This is a genomic window from Actinoplanes sp. L3-i22 (genome assembly GCF_019704555.1).
In the GTDB taxonomy this organism is placed as follows: Bacteria; Actinomycetota; Actinomycetes; order Mycobacteriales; family Micromonosporaceae; genus Actinoplanes.
This window is the reverse complement of sequence record NZ_AP024745.1, coordinates 325,293-340,816: the sequence shown is the minus strand read 5'-3', so window position 1 is coordinate 340,816 and position 15,524 is coordinate 325,293. Positions and strand designations below refer to the sequence as shown.

Sequence of the window (15,524 nt, the reverse complement as noted above, 5' to 3'; positions counted from 1 at the left end):
GGCAGGATGGCTGATCATGTCTGACCGCAAACGCCGACTGAGCGTGGATCTCACCCCGTTACGCACCTCCCGGGATTTCCGGCTCGTCTTCCTCAGCGGCGCGGTGACCAGTTTCGGGTCGTTCATCAGTTACGTCACCATTCCGTACCAGGTGGCGAAGCTGACCGACGATCCGCTGATGGTCGGCCTGATCGGGGTCTGCGAGCTGGCCCCGATCCTGATCATGGCGTTCGTCGGTGGCGCGCTCGCCGACTACGTGGACCGGCGGCTGCTGGTCCGGGGCAGCGAGGCGGCGCTCGCGCTGATCTGCGGGCTGCTGCTGCTCAACTCGCTCTCCGACGAGCCGCACCTGTGGTTGCTCTACGTCTGCGCGTTCCTCACCGCGGCGGTCGCCGGCCTGCAACGGCCGGCGATGAGCGCGATGCTGCCCCGGCTGGTGCGCTCGGAGGAGCTGCCGGCCGCGATGGCCCTGTCCTCGCTGAGCATGCAGTTCTCCCAGCTGATCGGCCCGTCCCTGGCCGGCCTGCTGATCGCCTCGCTCGACCTGCACTGGGTCTACCTGTTCGACCTGCTCACCTTCGCGGTCTCGCTGGTCTTCCTGACCATGGTCAAGGCGGTCCCGCCGCCCCCGGCCGCCGACCGTCCGTCGCTGAACAGCGTGGTCACCGGGCTGAAGTACGCGAAGTCCCGGCCCGAACTGCTCGGCACCTACCTGGTCGACATCAACGCGATGTTCTTCGGCATGCCGTCCGCGCTCTACCCGTTCCTGGCCGAGCGGCTCGGCGGTCCGCAGGTGCTCGGCCTGCTCTACGCCGCCCCGGCGGTTGGCTCGCTGCTGGCCACGGTCGGCTCCGGCTGGACCCAGCGGGTGCACCGGCACGGCCTGATGGTGATCATCGCGGCCGCGTTCTGGGGCGTCGGCATCATCGGCGTCGGCCTCTCCCACATGCTCTGGCTGACCCTGTTCTGCCTGGCCTTCGCGGGCGCCGCGGACATGGTCTCCGGCCTGTTCCGCATGATCATCTGGAACCAGACCATCCCCGATCACCTGCGCGGGCGGCTGGGCGGGATCGAGATGCTGTCGTACACCACCGGCCCGCTGCTGGGTCAGCTCCGCTCCGGCCTGATGGCCCGTACGTCGCTCGGCGTCGGCGGGGCGATCTGGGTCGGCGGCGCCCTGTGCGTGGCCGGCAGCCTGGCACTGGCGGCGGCGCTGCCCAAGTTCGTCCGCTACGACGGCGAGCACGGCGTGGCGCTCAAGGAGGCGGCCGACGCCGAGTGGGCCGCGACCGCCGACGCCCGGGCCGCCTCCGCCTGAAAAGCCGCCGGCCTGGCAATCCTGCGGCTGAAAAGCTGATCGACGCTCTTGATCACCCGTCGTATCGTGTCCACATTGGCACCAGCATGGGGGATGCGGCGTTGAAGACGCTTCGTGCTGCCGCGATCGCGGCACTTTCCAGTTCGATGATTCTCATGGGTGGCATGCCGGCGCTGGCCGACACCACCGAGGCGGTCGCCAACTCGACCGGCCTCACCGAGGGGCAGCCGCTGGGCCGCTCCGTCTACTTCAAGCCCACGTTCGGCGACGACATCCTCGCCGTCCGGACGCTGGTCAACGGCGCCTACCCGTACTTCACCACCGCCGACCGGGCGCGTGACACGGGCGTCATGGCCAACTTCACCGGCGTCGCCGACGACACCGACGCCGAGGTCACGGTGGAGTTCTACACCGCGCCGAACGTGCACACCGACCTGACCACCAAGGTGCACACCGACTTCGTCGCGCCGACCGCCACGTTCACGCCGGTCGGCGGGCTCGTGCACGACACCACCACGATCACCGCCACGCCGCAGTCCGACGACGTCGCGGCCGTGGTCCTCTCCCGGGCCGGCACCGAGATCAGCCGGGCGACCGCCGCCCCGTGGCAGCTGACCTGGGACACCGCCGGGTCCCCGGTGACCTCGGTGGTCACGCTCCAGGTGATCGACCGGGGTGGCAACATCACCACGACCTACGGTCACTTCACCGTCGACAACGCCGGCCCGTCGGTCGACGTCGACCGGATCACCTGGCACGGGCGGCACACGCTCGACGCGCGGTTCTCCGACCCGTCCGGCGTGGACCGGGTCGAGTGGTGGGTGGACGGGGTCCTGGCCTCCTCCGCGGAGACGCTCAACTACGACTTCGGCGAGTCCAGCGACACCCTCGACGTCGTGATCAAGGCGTGGGACCGGAACGGCCACGGCTCCGTCACGCCGTTCCAGCTGCGGGTCGACGCCGACGCGCCGACCCTGGTCTCGAACACTCCGGCCAACGGCACCCTGGTCCGCGGCACCAGCGTGAACGCCTCGGTCGTGCTCGCCGACGAGGTCGGGGTGTGGAACGTCATCCCGATCCACGGCCTGACCGGTCTCGATCAGGAAGCGCCGTTCACCGGCAAGTTCAAACTCGGCAAGGACGGCCGGCAGATCCTCAAGTGGTTCGTCGAGGACGGCTTCAGCAACCAGACCATCGTCTACCAGAACGTCATCGTGGACAACACCAAGCCCACGCTGACGGTCTCGTCCGGCCCGAAGAACGGCGCCAAGGTCAAGGGCACCGTCAAGATCGGCGCCAAGGCGGCCGACAAGAACGGCATCGCCAAGGTGCAACTGCTGGTCAACGGCAAGGTGGTCGCCACCGACACCAAGGCCGGCTACGCGTTCTCGATCAACACCGCGAAATACGGCAAGACGATCAAGATCGCCATTCGGGCGTACGACCGAGCCGGCAACGTGGTCGCCGTGCCCACCCGGGTCTGGCACCGCTGACGTCGTACCGAAGCAGGGTTTGAAAGGTTGTGAATGGCGCCGGGCCCACCACGGGCCCGGCGCTTTTCGGTCAGGCCAGAGCCGGGACCAGCACCGTCTCGCACCAGTGACGGAACGTGGTCGGCGTGGTGCCGGCCGGCGTGCGCGGCTCGGCGTTGTCCAGGCCGGCCGCCTTGGCCGCCATCATCTCGGCCATCCCGGTCGCGACCGCCTCGGACATCCCGGCGTTGGCGATCAGGTTGTCCCGGAACGCGTCGACCGGCACGTGCTGGAACCGGATCGGCCGCCCGAGCACCTCGGACAGGATGCGAGCCTGGTCCTCGTTCGACAGGTCCGCCGGCCCGAGCACCGGCACCTCGGCGAAGCCGGTCCAGTCCGGCTCGAGCAGGACCCGCGCGGCCACCGCGGCGATGTCCGCGGTCGCGCACGTCGGCACTTTCAGATCACCGGGGATCGCCGAGAAGAACATCCCGTTCCGCAGCGGTCCGGCCTGGTTGAGCAGATTGTCCATGAAGGACGGCATGGTCAGCGCCCGATAGGCGACGCCGCTCGCCGCGATCCGGTCGTCCATCTCCAGCGACAGCGTGACGTGCCCGGCGTGGGCCGCCATCGGCGTGCCACGGCCGAGCGCGGAGACGCCGACCACCCGGGACACCCCCTGCTTGCCGAACGCGGCCAGCGCCGGCTCCAGGAAGTCCAGGTAGACGCTGCGCAGGTTGTCCGCCCGGTCGTTCGGCGGGGCCAGCCAGAAGACCGACTCGGCGCCGGCGAACGCGGCGTTCACGACGTCCGCGTCGCCGTGCGAGCCGGTCACGACGTCGACGCGGTCGCGCACCTCCGGGCGCATCCGCCCGGGATCGCGGGCGATCACCCGGACCTCGGCGTCGGCGGCGATCAGGCGGTCGAGGAGCTGCGAGCCGATGTTGCTGGTGGGCGCGGTGACAACGATCATTACGATTTACCCCAAATTTCCCGTACGGGCTACTTGCTCATTAGTCAACCCGCAGCCCGCCCGACCGTGAAGGACCGATCCGGGCAGCATTGATACCGTGGCGGTATGAGTGACGTGGAGGTGCGCCAGTTCCGGTACTTCGTCGCCGTCGCCGAGGAGCTGCACTTCGGTCGCGCCGCCGAGCGTCTCGGCATGGCCCAGCCCCCGCTCTCCCGCGCGATCAAGGAGCTGGAGCGCCAGCTCGGCGTCGCCCTGCTGGAGCGCACCACCCGCCAGGTCACGCTGACCCCGGCCGGCGAGACCCTGCTGCACGACGCCCGGATCGCGCTGGACGCGGTCGAGGCCGCCGCGAGCCGGGCCCGCAACGCCGGGCGGCCGCAACCGATGCTGCGGGTGGCACTCAAGGCGGACTTCGACGCCGGCCTGCTGCCCCGGATCCTCGAGGAGTTCCGGCGGGATCCGGCCGCGCTCCCGGTCGAGGTGCTGCTCGGCGGCCGGGGCGAGCAGGTGACGGCGATGCGCGCCGGCCGGGCCGACGTGGCGCTGATGCCCCGCCCGTTCGACGAGCGCGGCCTGGACACCGAGCCGCTGCTCACCGAGCCCCGGGTGGCCGCGCTCGCGGCGAACGATCCGCTCGCCGCGCACACCGAGCTGGGCCTGGCCGATTTCGCCGGCCGCGCGCTGCCGAACGGCGCGCCGGCCGACCGGGAGGACACCGTCGGCGCGCCGCCGGGCCGCCAGCTCGACCTGTCGCAGATCTTCAACCTGATCGAGATCGGCACCATGGTGCTGTTCGTCCCGGTGTCGGTGACCCACCGGCACCAGCGGCCGACGATCGCCTACCGCCCGGTGCGCGACCTCGCGCCGAGCACCCTGATGGTGGCCTGGCCGCAGGACAGCCGCTCCCCCGCGGTCGCGGCTTTCGTCCGGGTCTGTAGCGCGGTGGCCGCCTCGGCTCACCCGTCCGGGGGAGATCAGCCGCCAGGCAACCTGCAGCATGGCACTCTGTCTGCTGGCGGACAGCCAATTAGCGTGCTTGACTTGGATTACGGCGCTACGCGGGCGGATGCGTAGCGGGGAGCAGTTCGGCACCCGGCGGCAACCGGGTGCCTGTTCCATTTCTGGAGCGAGCCGGTAGTCCGGGCAGGGATGATCAACCGCACTCGGCGTGCGGTTGTCACTACCGTGCGCTTGCGTTAGCTGTTCTGATAGGACAGTAATTAGGGGTAGACCCTTGTGGGCGCCCGCCTGCCCGGGAAACCCGACGATCTCAACCGATGAAGGTTCCATGCCTGAGGGCGATTCACCGACCGTCGCACGCCGGCGCGTCCGGCTCGCGCTGCGCGAGGCGCGCGAGCGGGCCGACCTGACCCAGGCGCAGGTCGCCGAGGAGATGGAGTGGTCGCTCAGCAAGGTCATCCGGATCGAGAACGGCGACGTCTCCATCTCGCAGAACGACCTGCGGCCGCTGCTCGGCATGCTCGGTATCCGGGACAAGGAGCAGGTCAACGCGCTGATCGCGGACACCCGGATCGCCCGTACCCGGCAGCGCAAGCTCTGGTTCCAGAACCCCGAGTTCCGGGAGAACCTGACCGACGCCACCCGCAAGCTGATCGAGTACGAGCACGAGGCGTCCCAGATCCGGTCGTACTCGGTGTACTACGTGCCCGGCCCGCTGCAGACGTCGGAGTACGCGAAGGCCCTGATGACCCGGTTCGAGGACGAGCTCACCGCCGACCAGATCGACCGGCGCATCGAGGCCCGCCGGCTGCGCCGCGAGTCACTGCTCGAACGGGCCGAGGCCGGTCACGTGCGGATCCTGGTGATGCTGGACGAGTCGGTCCTGCGGCGCACCATCGGCGGCACCACGGTCTACGTCGACCAGCTACGGGAGCTGCGCCGCCTGATCACCACCGGCACCATCACGATGCGGATGGTGCCGTTCGCGATGGACGCCTCGGTCACCAACAACGCCAGCTTCGACCTGCTCGTCCTCGGCGAGGGCGAGGTGCTCTACCGGGAGACCGGCCTCGGCGACGAGATGATCGAGGATCGGGACGCGACCGCGAAGCACGGCGCCCGGTACGACAAGGTCTGGAGCGAGGTCGCCGACGAGGAGCGGACGCTCGCCTTCATCGACCGCCAGATCCAGAACCCCAACGGCCACTTCTGACGGCCGCTGCCGACAACCGCGGGCGTCAGTACTCGCGGACTCCGGCGCTCGCGGCAGCCCGGGCGAAGGCCGGGGTGTGGCCGTTGGCGAGCTGCCCGGCGAACCAGGCGCCGAAGCCGGCCAGGCCGAGTGCGAGCACCTCGATCAGGAACAGGCCCACGCCGGCCACCCGCTCCGGGGCCCGCACGCGGATCATCATGATCACCGCGAAGGCGACCAGCACGCCGATATTGATCAGGGTGCGCAGCGCGCCCAGCCGACGGGCCTGGGGGCGGCGCAGGAACAGCACGTCGACCGCACCGGCCACCGCGACCAGCACGCCGACGACCAGTCCGGCGGCGATGTTCCAGTAGGCCAGCGCGCCAAGGATCGTAGGCCCGCCGAGCAAATCGGCAAGATCGAACAAAACGGCCATTGCGAACAGGCCCAGCGGGAACATGACCAGCACCGGTTGTACGGTCTGCCCCGCCACACTCAAACGGCTCTCCATCCGGATTCGCCCTTCCTACCTGCGTAAATACAGGTTTGTCGCGGCTTCCTCGGTTGGCTTGCCCGGTCCTTCCGGCGATGAAACGCCATCGCCCGTGCCGGGCGCCACACGCTCCGTCCGTCGCCTGGTTCCCCGTAATCTGCAACATGGCAGTCTGCCCTGTGGCGGAGGGATACGTGGCGTGCTTCACTGAGCGTAGAGCACCAAGGGCGGAGTTGGAGGGAGAGACACCACAACGGCACCCGGCGGCAAACGGGTGCCGTTGTCCGCTCTCTCCAGCACCTCGTACCTGTCCGACGTTCCCATCGCGAGAAGTTCCAGTGCTGCACGAGCGAGGCGGGGTTGGTTCTACGCGCCAATGGTGGCCCCGGCCGTCTCCCCCTCGCAAGGTAACGCGAGAAGGAGTGCGCCATGAGCACACGCGGCACACGCACCTACTACATCGGATCGGACGCCGAGGTCACCGACGCTCTGTTCACGTGGCGCACCACCCCGGAGACATTGATCTTCGCCATCGCGGAGCTCCGCCACGTCGGGCTGGTGCAGTCCCCCGCGCGGACCCGCCCATACGCTCCGCACATCGCCGCCGGCGTGCTGCTGGCCCTCGCCGGCGCGTGGACCCTGCTGGCGCATCCGACACTCTACGTAGTCGGTCTTCTCGCGATCACCGGCCCGATCCTCGCCTATTTCTGGCGCGAGCCACGCCGCTGGGAACTCCACGCGCAGTACCAGGGCGCCGCCGTCGTGCTCTACTCGTCCACCGATGTCCGGGTTTTCAACCAGGTCGGCCGGGCGCTGCGCCGAGCCATGGAAGACGGTCGCCGTACTCCCTGGGGTTACGGACTCGCTGCGGCCTGACCAGGTAGGACAGCATTTTTCCGAACGGGTGACACGGGGGAATCGAACCAAAACTCCACCCGCTACGTCTCGTTCTGATAGGACAGTACTAGGATGTCCGCGACCTCGCTGAGTGCCAACTGGCAGTCAGCGAGGTAGCAAAGTGACTAGTGATCAGGGCTCCACCGCAGACTCGGTTCGACTACTTCAACGATGAAGGTCCCATGGCTGAGGGTGACTCACCCACTGTCGCGCGCCGACGCGTGCGGCTCGTGCTCCGCGAATGGCGGGAGCGGGCCGATTTCACCCAACTCCATGTCGCCGAGGAGATGGAGTGGTCACTCAGCAAGGTCATCCGGATCGAGAACGGCGACGTGTCGATCTCCCCGAATGACTTGCGGCCACTGCTGAGCCTCCTGGGCGTGCGGGACCGGGATCAGGTCAACTCCCTGGTCGCGGACACCCGGATCGCGCGGATCCAACGACGTCAGGCGTGGTACCAGACTCCCGCGTTCCGGGAGAACCTCACCGACGCGACCCGCAAACTCGTGGAGTACGAGAACGAGTCCAGCGAGCTCCGCTCGTATTCGATCTATTACGTGCCGGGCCATTTGCAGACGCCCGGTTACGCCTCCGCCCTGATGTCCCGGTTCGTCGACGAGCTGAGCGCCGAGCAGATCAGCCGGCGCATAGAGGCTCGCAGGCTGCGCCGGGAGGCGCTGCTGCCGCGGGCCGCGTCCGGGCAGGCGGAGATCCAGGTGATGGTGGACGAGTCGGTCCTGCTACGCACCATCGGCGGTCCGGAGGTCTTCGCCGAGCAGCTCGGCGATCTGGCCGGGCTCGCCGCCAACGGCACCATTCGTATGCGGATGGTCCCGTTCCGCCTCGACGCGGCGGTCACCAACAACGCCAGTTTCGACCTGCTCGCCTTCGGCGAGGGGGAAGTGCTGTACCGCGAGACCGGTCTCGGCGACGAGATGATCGAGGACCGAGAAGCCACCGCGAAACATCGCGCGCGGTTCGACAAGGTCTGGCACGAAGCCGCGGACGAAGAAGACACGATCGCCTTCATCCGACACGAGATAGCCATCCTGGAAAACGGTGAACAGCACCGTTTCCCCCGGGTGCACAGATAACCGTTTCCCGTCGGACCCCGAGAAGAAAGGGTGCGGCAACAAGACCGTGGAGAGTCCCCAAATGGAGAACATGAACGCGCCCGCATGGCGGAAGAGCAGCCGCTGCGGCACGTCGACCTGCGTCGAGGTCGCGAAGATCGACGAAACCTACATGATCCGTGACTCGAAGAATCCCGAGGCCGCCGCCCTGTCCTTCACGAAGGCGGAATGGGAAGCGTTCGTCGAGGGCGTGACCGCGGGCGAGTTCCGCTTCTGAAGACTTGCGGGCGACCCGCTCCAGCCTGGAGCGGGTCGCTCAAAAATACGCAAAGTACATATTCCAGTCACAATCTACGCCGCATAACTCACAATTCGTGAGATATGTGGCGTCCCTTCTTTTTCATTCATGCCGGTGACCTTCCGTATCTGTTCCAATCACTTACCGTGGTATTCGAACTACCACGGAGGTGTACAGACATGATCAAAGCGAACGAGGCAAACCACTGGCGTCGGAGCAAACGCTGCTCCACCGGCGCGTGCGTCGAGGTCGCCCAGGTCGAGGATCGCTACCTGATCCGGGACTCGAAGAATCCCGACGGCGCACCCCTGGCCTTCGACCGGGAGGCCTGGGAGAACTTCCTGGCCGGAGTCAAGTCCGACGAATTCGGCCACGCGTGAATCCGATCCCACCGGAGCGTCCGGGTGCCGCGGGCCGAGCGCGGCATACTGCTCTGGTGGACGGCCGTCAGCACGCCACCGATCCGGACCGCTTCGCCACCCTGCACGAGGCGGCCGACACCCTGCTGGACGAGCTCACCGAGCGCTACCAGGTGGAGCGCCGGGAGAGCAAGGAACCGCTCGGGCACGACGAGGCACTCGCGCGGACCGTCCGGCTCATCCCCCGTACCCCGGCGGCCGCGCCGCTGGAAGTCCGGTTCACCGCCACCGGCCTGCACCTGCGTTTCGGCCGGTGGTGGCTGGAGAACCTGCCGCAGTGCGGGTGCGACACCTGTGCCGAGGACCCCGAACAGCTCTCCGCGCAACTGCGCTGCCACACGTGCGCCCTGGTCGAGGGCGGTCTGTGGGAACGAGTGCGGCGCGGCCTGAGCGGATCGTGGTTCGAGGCCCGACTGATCGGTGTGGGGGTCCAGGCCGATCGGGAAGGACCCCTCTCCGCGGCCGGCGCCCGCGAGGCCCGGCGCGACGGTTTCGCCGCACCGGTGCAATGGGGGCCGTGGCAGGTGCGTTCCTGATCCCTACCCGCTAGCCGGCAGCCGGTTGGACCCGCACCGACCGGCTGCCGAGCAGGCGCAGCGCGGCCTTCACGGTCGGGCGGCCCAGGGCGCCGGCCATCGAGAAGTCGCCGCGGCAGAAACCGCTGAACGCCCGCCAGCCGAGCGGGCTGGACATCGCGGTGTGCACGATCGACGGATGGCCCGCGAAGACGCCGAGCAGCCGGCGGCCGGCGATCATCTCGGGTTCGAGCTCGGCGGCGACCTGCACGTCGTACGCCGAAAGGTCTTGATCTTCCGCGGCGACCTGGCCCGCCCACAGGCCGGACCGGAGCGCATAGCTGATGCCCTCCCTGGTCCACGGCTCGAGCAGGCCCGCGGCGTCGCCGGCGACCAGCACCCGGCCCCTACGCAGCGGTGAGCCCGCGGCGCGGCAGCGGGTCAGGTGGCCGGAGTCGTGCAGCACGGTGCGGCCGGACAGGCCCAGGCGCTCGACGAGATCGTGCAGGTAGCGCTTGGTGTCGGCGCCCCGGCCCTTGGCCATGATCACGCCGACGGTCAACTGGTCCTCTTTCGGGAACAACCACCCGTAGGACCCGGGGTGCGGGCCCCAGTCCAGCAGCACCCGTCCGCGCCAGCGCTCCTGATCCGCCGCGGTGGCCGCGAGTTCGACCTCCAGCCCGAGGTCCTGCTGCTCGAAGACGACGCCGACGTGGCGGCTGGTGATGCCGGCCGAACCGTCCGCGCCGATCGCCACCCGCGCGGTCACCGTCGCGCCGTCGTTCAGCGTCACGGTGACCCCGTGCTCGTCCTGCGCCAGCGCGCGGACCTGGGTATTCGGCCGGATGACCGCGCCGGCCTTCGCCGCCGCCGCGCACCAGGCGAGGTCGAAGTCGTCCCGCCGGACCAGCGCCAGCAGCGGCCGCTCCGAGCTGCGGGTGAACTCCCGGCGCCCGTCCAGGGTGAAGGTCAGACTGGAGATCGTGTCCCGCACCGGGACCGCCGGCAGGTGCTCCTCGCTCAGCCGCAGCGAGCTGCCGAGCAGGCCACCGCCGCACGTCTTGTACCGCGGGTGCTCGGCCCGCTCCAGCACCACGACCCGCGCGCCCGCCGACGCGGCGGCGACCGCGGCCGCCAGCCCGGCCGGGCCCGCCCCGATCACCGCGACGTCCCAATCCGGTTCCACCAGCACGGCCTGAAGTCTAGACAGCCGCCCGGTACCGTCCTGTCGGTGATCACCACCAGCGACCGCGATCTGCCCGCGGCCACCCGCGCGGTCTATCTCGCCTTCATCTTCCTGGGCGTCGCGATGGCCAGCTTCGCGGCCCGGATCCCGCAGATCCGCGACTCGCTCGGGCTCAGCCCGTCCCGGCTCGGGCTGGTGCTGCTGGCCACCGCGGTCGGCTCGATCACGTCACTGCCGCTGGCCGGGCACATCGTCGGGCGGTTCGGCTCCCGGCGGACGGTGACCGTGATGGCCCTGCTGCTCGGGGTGGCGCTGAGCGCGGTCGGCGTCGGCTACCGGTTCGGGGTGGCGCCGGTGGTGGTCGGCCTCTACGTCTACGGCTTCGCGACCGGCGCGTGGGACGTGGCGATGAACGTGCAGGGCGCGGTCGTGGAGCAGCGGCTCGGACGGGCGATCATGCCGCGGTTCCACGCCGGGTACAGCGTGGGCACGGTGGCCGGGGCGCTGATCGGGGCCGGTGCGGTGGCGGTGGGGATCTCGGTCACCGTGCACATGGTGATCATGATTGTGGCGTCGGCGGTGGTGGTGGCCATCGCCGTACAAAAATTTGGTCCGGATTCTGAATTTTCCGAAGAGTCCGGCTTTCGCGAGACCCTGGCCTTCTGGCGGGAGCCCCGGACCCTGCTGATCGGGGTGTTCGTGCTGGCCTTCGCGTTCACCGAGGGCGCCGGCATCGACTGGATCAGCGTCTCCATGATCGATGACTACGGCACCTCGGCGTCGGTCGGCACGCTCGCGTTCGCCGTGTTCCTGGCCGCGATGACGGTCGGCCGCTGGTACGGCCCCGGCCTGCTGGACCGGCACGGCCGCGTCCCGGTGGTCCGGGCACTCGCCGTGATCAGCCTGGGCGGCCTACTGCTCTTCTCGTTCGGCTCGCACCCGGCCGCGGCCTTCGCCGGGGCACTGCTCTGGGGCGTCGGCGCCTCGCTCGGCTTCCCGGTCGGGATGAGCGCGGCCGCCGACGACCCCGCCAAGGCAGCGCCCCGGGTCAGCGTGGTGGCTTCGGTCGGTTACGTGGCGTTCCTCGGCGGACCGCCGCTGATCGGCTTCCTCGGCGACCACGTCACCGTGGCGCGCGGGCTGCTCGCGGTCGGCGTCCTCCTGATCCTCTCGGTCCTGCTGTCGTCCGCGCTCAAGCCGCTGCCAGTGCTTTCAGCAGCGCCTCCGCGGCCGCTCCCGCCGACTGCGGATTCTGGCCGGTGATCAGGTTGCCGTCGACGACGACGTAGGAACCGAAGACCGGGCCGCTCTCGTACGCCGCACCGGCCGCGCGCAGCCGCGACTCCAGCAGCCAGGGAGCGTTCGCGGCCAGCCCGACCTGCTCCTCCTCGACGTCGGTGAACGAGTTGATCCGGCGGCCACGGAACAGCCAGCCACCGTCCGGGGCACCGGCCGGCAGGAACGCGGCGACCCCGTGGCAGAGCGCGACGACCGTCTTCGACTCGTCCGGCACCATCGCCTCCAGGATCCGGGCGATGTCCGGGTCGACCGCGAGATCCTGCATCGGCCCGTGCCCACCGGGGATCAGCACGGCGTCGAAGTCCCCCGGGTCGACCGCGTCGAGCCGAGCCGGATTTTCCAGATCAATTTCCTTGAGGTACGCCTTCTGCTCGTCATCGAGGCTGACCACGTCCGCGACCGGGACCCGTCCGCCGGGTGTCGCGATCGTGACTTCGACGCCGGCCCCGGTGAGCGCCCGGTACGGCGTGGTGAACTCCTCGGCCCAGAAGCCGGTGGGGCGCTGGACGCCGTCCTTCTGGGTCCAGAAGCGGGCGCCGGAGAGGACGAGCAGGACTTTCTGGGTCATCAGTTGCTCCTTGCGGTTGGGGTGATGTGATGACCGTATTGGCTTAGCTCCCAACCTCGTTATGCTTTCTGGGCATCCTGGTTATTAGCGTGTTGGCTATGCTCGCTGCATGGAGGAATGCTCACCGTCGACCTGCGCGGCCAGTGACCTGGTGCTGTCGTTCGTCAACGACCCGCCGCCGTCGCTCGCCGGCTCCGATCTCGCCGCCGCCGCGGAACTGCGGGACAGCCTGGTCACCCTGCTGCGGGAGCATTCCGGCTGCTCGCTCGACCCGGGCGCGGTCCCGGCCGCCGAGGCGTACCTGCACCGGGTCGCCGTGCGCTACCCGCTCGTCCCGGTGATCGGCGCGGCCGGCAGCACCCTGGAGCCGGTCCACGACGGCGCGTTCGGCCTGTTCGCACGGGTGCTCGGGGCGGCCGCCGAGCTCGGGTACCGGGGGGCCTGGCCCCGGCTGAAGGTCTGCAAGAACGACGGCTGCCATCGCGGATTCTTCGACAAGACCCGCAACACGGCCGGGCTCTACTGCAGCCCGGCCTGCTCGTCCCAGGCGTCCATGCGCGCCTACCGGAACCGGCGAAAGGCTTCCTGACGTGGAGTTACGTCACCTGCACGCGTTCGTTGCGGTGGCCGAGGAGCGCAGCTTCTCCCGGGCCGCTTTCCGGTTGCGGATCGCGCAGTCGGCGGTGTCCCGGACGGTTCAGGCGCTGGAGCGGGAGTTGGGTCAGCCGTTGTTCGAGCGCAGCCGGCATCATGTGGCGTTGACCAAGGCCGGGGTGAATGCGTTGGACGTGGCACGGGCCGCCCTCGAGACGGCCGCATCGATCCGCAGCGCCGCCGCCTGCGACGGGCGATGCCCGGCTGGCTTCCCGGCCCTGGAAAAGCTGAAGCCCCAGGCCGTTTGACCTGGGGCTTCACACGGAGCCGCCTGACGGAATCGAACCGTCGACCTACGCATTACGAGTGCGTCGCTCTAGCCGACTGAGCTAAGGCGGCAACGGTGACTAAGTGTACGACACCCCCGGACCCCCTGGACGGCGGGGGACGGACTCGGCGGGAGTGCCGATGTCACACCTCGGCACTAGTGTGCCTTTTGTGACGGACGATCAAACGAAGCCTGTCATTGCCCCGGTCGGCTACTCAGGGGCGGAACACACCATGCCGACCCGGCCCACCAGCCTCGATCCGCAGGAGCTCGGCTTCACCCGGAAGCAGCCGATCGGCTGGCTCGCGCCGCTCCTGCTGCTGAGCACCGGGCTGCGCGCGCTGCTGGCGATCCTCTTCGGGGCGTACATGGACAAGCGCGAGCTGCAGAACGCGCTGGACGACGACTACTTCGACCATTCGCGGACCGCCGACGGCGAGCTCTGGCTGGACTACGTCGCCGACCTGGGCGACGGCTTCGACGCGACGTATTCGATCGCCTGGCTGCTGGCCCAGCCGTCGCTGACGGTCGACGGCGCGGCCCTGCCCCGCGGGCGGCTGCTGCTGATGGGTGGCGATCAGGTCTATCCGCTGGCCAGTGGCGACGGCTACGAGAGCCGGATGAAGGGGCCGTACCGCGCGGCGCTGCCCGAGGCGCCGGCCGGGGAGCCGCGGCCCACGCTCTTCGCACTGCCGGGAAACCATGACTGGTATGACGGGCTGACCGCGTTCCTGCGCCTGTTCGCGCGCCGCAAGGACGGTCACATCGGCGGCTGGCGCACCGAGCAGCGCCGGTCGTACTTCGCCGTCAAGCTGCCGCAGAACTGGTGGCTGTTCGCGGTCGACGAGCAGTTCGGGGCGTACATCGACGACCCGCAGCTGCTCTACTTCGAGAAGGCCGCCCGCGAGGTCGGGCCGGACGACCGGATCATCCTGATGACCCCATCGCCGACCTGGGTCAAGGCGAAGGACGACCCCGAGGTGTACGACGCCGTCGACTACTTCATCCGGACCATCCTGGCCCCCACCCAGGCGCAGGTCCGGGTGCTGGTCTCCGGCGACCTGCACCACTACGCCCGCTACACCGGCGAGGACCGGGAGCTGATCACCTGCGGCGGGGGCGGGGCCTACCTGCTCGGCACGCAGAACCTGCCGGACACACTGACCGTGCCGCCGAAGGAGACGCTGACCCGCAGCCGCAGCCTCAGCCGGAAATACCAGCTGGCGGCCCGCTTTCCGGACGCGGCGGCCTCCCGCAAGCTGGGCTGGGGCGTCTTCCACCGGGTGCCGCGGCGCAACGCCGGGTTCGCCACCATGCTCGGCATCATCCACACCCTGACCATGCTGCCGATGTCCAGCGCGGTCCGGCAGGCCGACAACATCAAACGCCTGTTCAGCATCCCGCTGCTGCTGATGGTCGCGCTGATCCTGATCGGCACGGTCCTGTTCGCGAAACCGCCGGGCGCGGCGTCGGCGAAACACGCCCGGCACTGGATCATCGGCCTGTCGCACGGCATCGCCCACATCGCCCTCGCCGCCGCCGGCGCCTGGGTCTGGCTGCACCTGCCGTTCCACGACTGGCAGTGGCCGGGGTCGTTCGTCGTCGCGGCGGTCCTCTACGGCCCGGTGATCGCCGCGCTGGCCACCCAGGTGGTTGCGCTTTATCTGCTGGTCGCGGCCGCTTTCGACGTCAACCACAACGAGCTGTACGCCGGGCAGGGCATCGAGGACGCGAAAAGCTTCCTGCGGATGCACATCGCCGCGGACGGCACCCTGACGATCCATCCGCTCGGCGTCGACCGCATCTGCCACCAGTGGTCCGCCGACCCGGACGGCGAGGCCCACGCGCCCTGGCTCCGCCCGGAGAAGCCACTGGCCGCCCACCGCATCGAACCACCGATCACCCTCGTCGACCGCCCACCCCAGACCTGGTGATCCGG

At 69.3% G+C, this 15,524-nt stretch carries 17 protein-coding genes and 1 tRNA gene; 13 read left to right on the top strand and 5 right to left on the bottom strand.

The features are described from left to right. Window positions 1–16: 16 nt before the first annotated feature. Window positions 17–1,318 carry an MFS transporter gene (locus L3i22_RS01560; RefSeq protein ID WP_221325223.1) on the top strand — a complete coding sequence of 434 codons (1,302 nt, stop codon included), beginning with the start codon at window positions 17–19 and terminating at the stop codon, window positions 1,316–1,318. A gap of 146 nt (window positions 1,319–1,464) precedes the next feature. After that, the gene (locus tag L3i22_RS01555; RefSeq protein ID WP_221325222.1) at window positions 1,465–2,811 is read left to right on the top strand and encodes an Ig-like domain-containing protein; all 1,347 of its coding nucleotides are present in this window, start codon (window positions 1,465–1,467) and stop codon (window positions 2,809–2,811) included. 70 nt (window positions 2,812–2,881) lie between these two features. On the opposite strand, the gene L3i22_RS01550 is transcribed toward L3i22_RS01555, so the two are convergent. Continuing rightward, window positions 2,882–3,763 carry an NAD(P)H-binding protein gene (locus tag L3i22_RS01550; protein WP_221325221.1) on the bottom strand — a complete coding sequence of 294 codons (882 nt, stop codon included), beginning with the start codon at window positions 3,761–3,763 and terminating at the stop codon, window positions 2,882–2,884. A 105-nt stretch (window positions 3,764–3,868) separates the two neighbouring features. Between L3i22_RS01550 and L3i22_RS01545 the strand changes: the two genes are divergently transcribed. Together L3i22_RS01545 and L3i22_RS01540 are read left to right on the top strand one after the other, a co-directional pair. Further along, a complete protein-coding gene (locus L3i22_RS01545) occupies window positions 3,869–4,837 on the top strand; it encodes a LysR family transcriptional regulator (protein ID WP_221325220.1) in 969 nt (322 codons plus the stop codon). 214 nt (window positions 4,838–5,051) lie between these two features. After that, window positions 5,052–5,936, top strand: a complete 885-nt coding sequence (locus L3i22_RS01540; protein ID WP_221325219.1) for a helix-turn-helix transcriptional regulator — start codon at window positions 5,052–5,054, stop codon at window positions 5,934–5,936. 25 nt (window positions 5,937–5,961) lie between these two features. On the opposite strand, the gene L3i22_RS01535 is transcribed toward L3i22_RS01540, so the two are convergent. Beyond that, window positions 5,962–6,426 (bottom strand): DUF2231 domain-containing protein, encoded by a 465-nt coding sequence (locus L3i22_RS01535; protein ID WP_221325218.1) that lies wholly within the window; start codon window positions 6,424–6,426, stop codon window positions 5,962–5,964. Window positions 6,427–6,837: 411 nt separating this feature from the next. Here L3i22_RS01535 and L3i22_RS01530 point away from each other — a divergent pair, with 411 nt between their 5' ends. The 5 genes from L3i22_RS01530 (at window position 6,838) to L3i22_RS01510 (ending at window position 9,631) form a co-directional block, all read left to right on the top strand. Further along, complete coding sequence (locus tag L3i22_RS01530) at window positions 6,838–7,284, top strand: DUF6232 family protein (RefSeq protein ID WP_221325217.1); 447 nt, start codon at window positions 6,838–6,840, stop codon at window positions 7,282–7,284. A gap of 203 nt (window positions 7,285–7,487) precedes the next feature. Continuing rightward, on the top strand, window positions 7,488–8,399 hold the full coding sequence (locus tag L3i22_RS01525) for a helix-turn-helix transcriptional regulator (RefSeq protein WP_221325216.1): 912 nt from the start codon (window positions 7,488–7,490) through the stop codon (window positions 8,397–8,399). Window positions 8,400–8,460: 61 nt separating this feature from the next. After that, window positions 8,461–8,655 carry a DUF397 domain-containing protein gene (locus L3i22_RS01520; RefSeq protein WP_221325215.1) on the top strand — a complete coding sequence of 65 codons (195 nt, stop codon included), beginning with the start codon at window positions 8,461–8,463 and terminating at the stop codon, window positions 8,653–8,655. Window positions 8,656–8,855: 200 nt separating this feature from the next. Beyond that, window positions 8,856–9,056: a DUF397 domain-containing protein gene (locus L3i22_RS01515; protein WP_221325214.1), complete on the top strand. Its 201-nt coding sequence runs from the start codon at window positions 8,856–8,858 to the stop codon at window positions 9,054–9,056. Between the two features lie 56 nt (window positions 9,057–9,112). After that, a complete protein-coding gene (locus tag L3i22_RS01510; RefSeq protein WP_255657873.1) occupies window positions 9,113–9,631 on the top strand; it encodes a DUF6226 family protein in 519 nt (172 codons plus the stop codon). A gap of 10 nt (window positions 9,632–9,641) precedes the next feature. Here L3i22_RS01510 and L3i22_RS01505 read toward each other — a convergent pair whose 3' ends face one another. Further along, a complete protein-coding gene (locus L3i22_RS01505; RefSeq protein ID WP_255657872.1) occupies window positions 9,642–10,802 on the bottom strand; it encodes a geranylgeranyl reductase family protein in 1,161 nt (386 codons plus the stop codon). Window positions 10,803–10,841: 39 nt separating this feature from the next. Between L3i22_RS01505 and L3i22_RS01500 the strand changes: the two genes are divergently transcribed. Then, on the top strand, window positions 10,842–12,059 hold the full coding sequence (locus tag L3i22_RS01500) for an MFS transporter (protein ID WP_255657871.1): 1,218 nt from the start codon (window positions 10,842–10,844) through the stop codon (window positions 12,057–12,059). Here L3i22_RS01500 and L3i22_RS01495 read toward each other — a convergent pair. Then, on the bottom strand, window positions 11,989–12,663 hold the full coding sequence (locus L3i22_RS01495; protein WP_221325211.1) for a type 1 glutamine amidotransferase domain-containing protein: 675 nt from the start codon (window positions 12,661–12,663) through the stop codon (window positions 11,989–11,991). The two genes, L3i22_RS01500 and L3i22_RS01495, sit on opposite strands and share 71 nt — an antisense overlap. 109 nt (window positions 12,664–12,772) lie before the next feature. Here L3i22_RS01495 and L3i22_RS01490 point away from each other — a divergent pair, with 109 nt between their 5' ends. Together L3i22_RS01490 and L3i22_RS01485 are read left to right on the top strand one after the other, a co-directional pair. Then, a complete protein-coding gene (locus tag L3i22_RS01490) occupies window positions 12,773–13,252 on the top strand; it encodes a CGNR zinc finger domain-containing protein (protein ID WP_221325210.1) in 480 nt (159 codons plus the stop codon). Between the two features lies 1 nt (window position 13,253). After that, window positions 13,254–13,565: a LysR family transcriptional regulator gene (locus L3i22_RS01485; protein ID WP_221325209.1), complete on the top strand. Its 312-nt coding sequence runs from the start codon at window positions 13,254–13,256 to the stop codon at window positions 13,563–13,565. A gap of 17 nt (window positions 13,566–13,582) precedes the next feature. Here L3i22_RS01485 and L3i22_RS01480 read toward each other — a convergent pair. Continuing rightward, window positions 13,583–13,656 (bottom strand) — tRNA-Thr (locus tag L3i22_RS01480). A 69-nt stretch (window positions 13,657–13,725) separates the two neighbouring features. Between L3i22_RS01480 and L3i22_RS01475 the strand changes: the two genes are divergently transcribed. Continuing rightward, a complete protein-coding gene (locus L3i22_RS01475) occupies window positions 13,726–15,519 on the top strand; it encodes a metallophosphoesterase (RefSeq protein ID WP_370644343.1) in 1,794 nt (597 codons plus the stop codon). The last annotated feature ends 5 nt before the right edge of the window (window positions 15,520–15,524 follow it).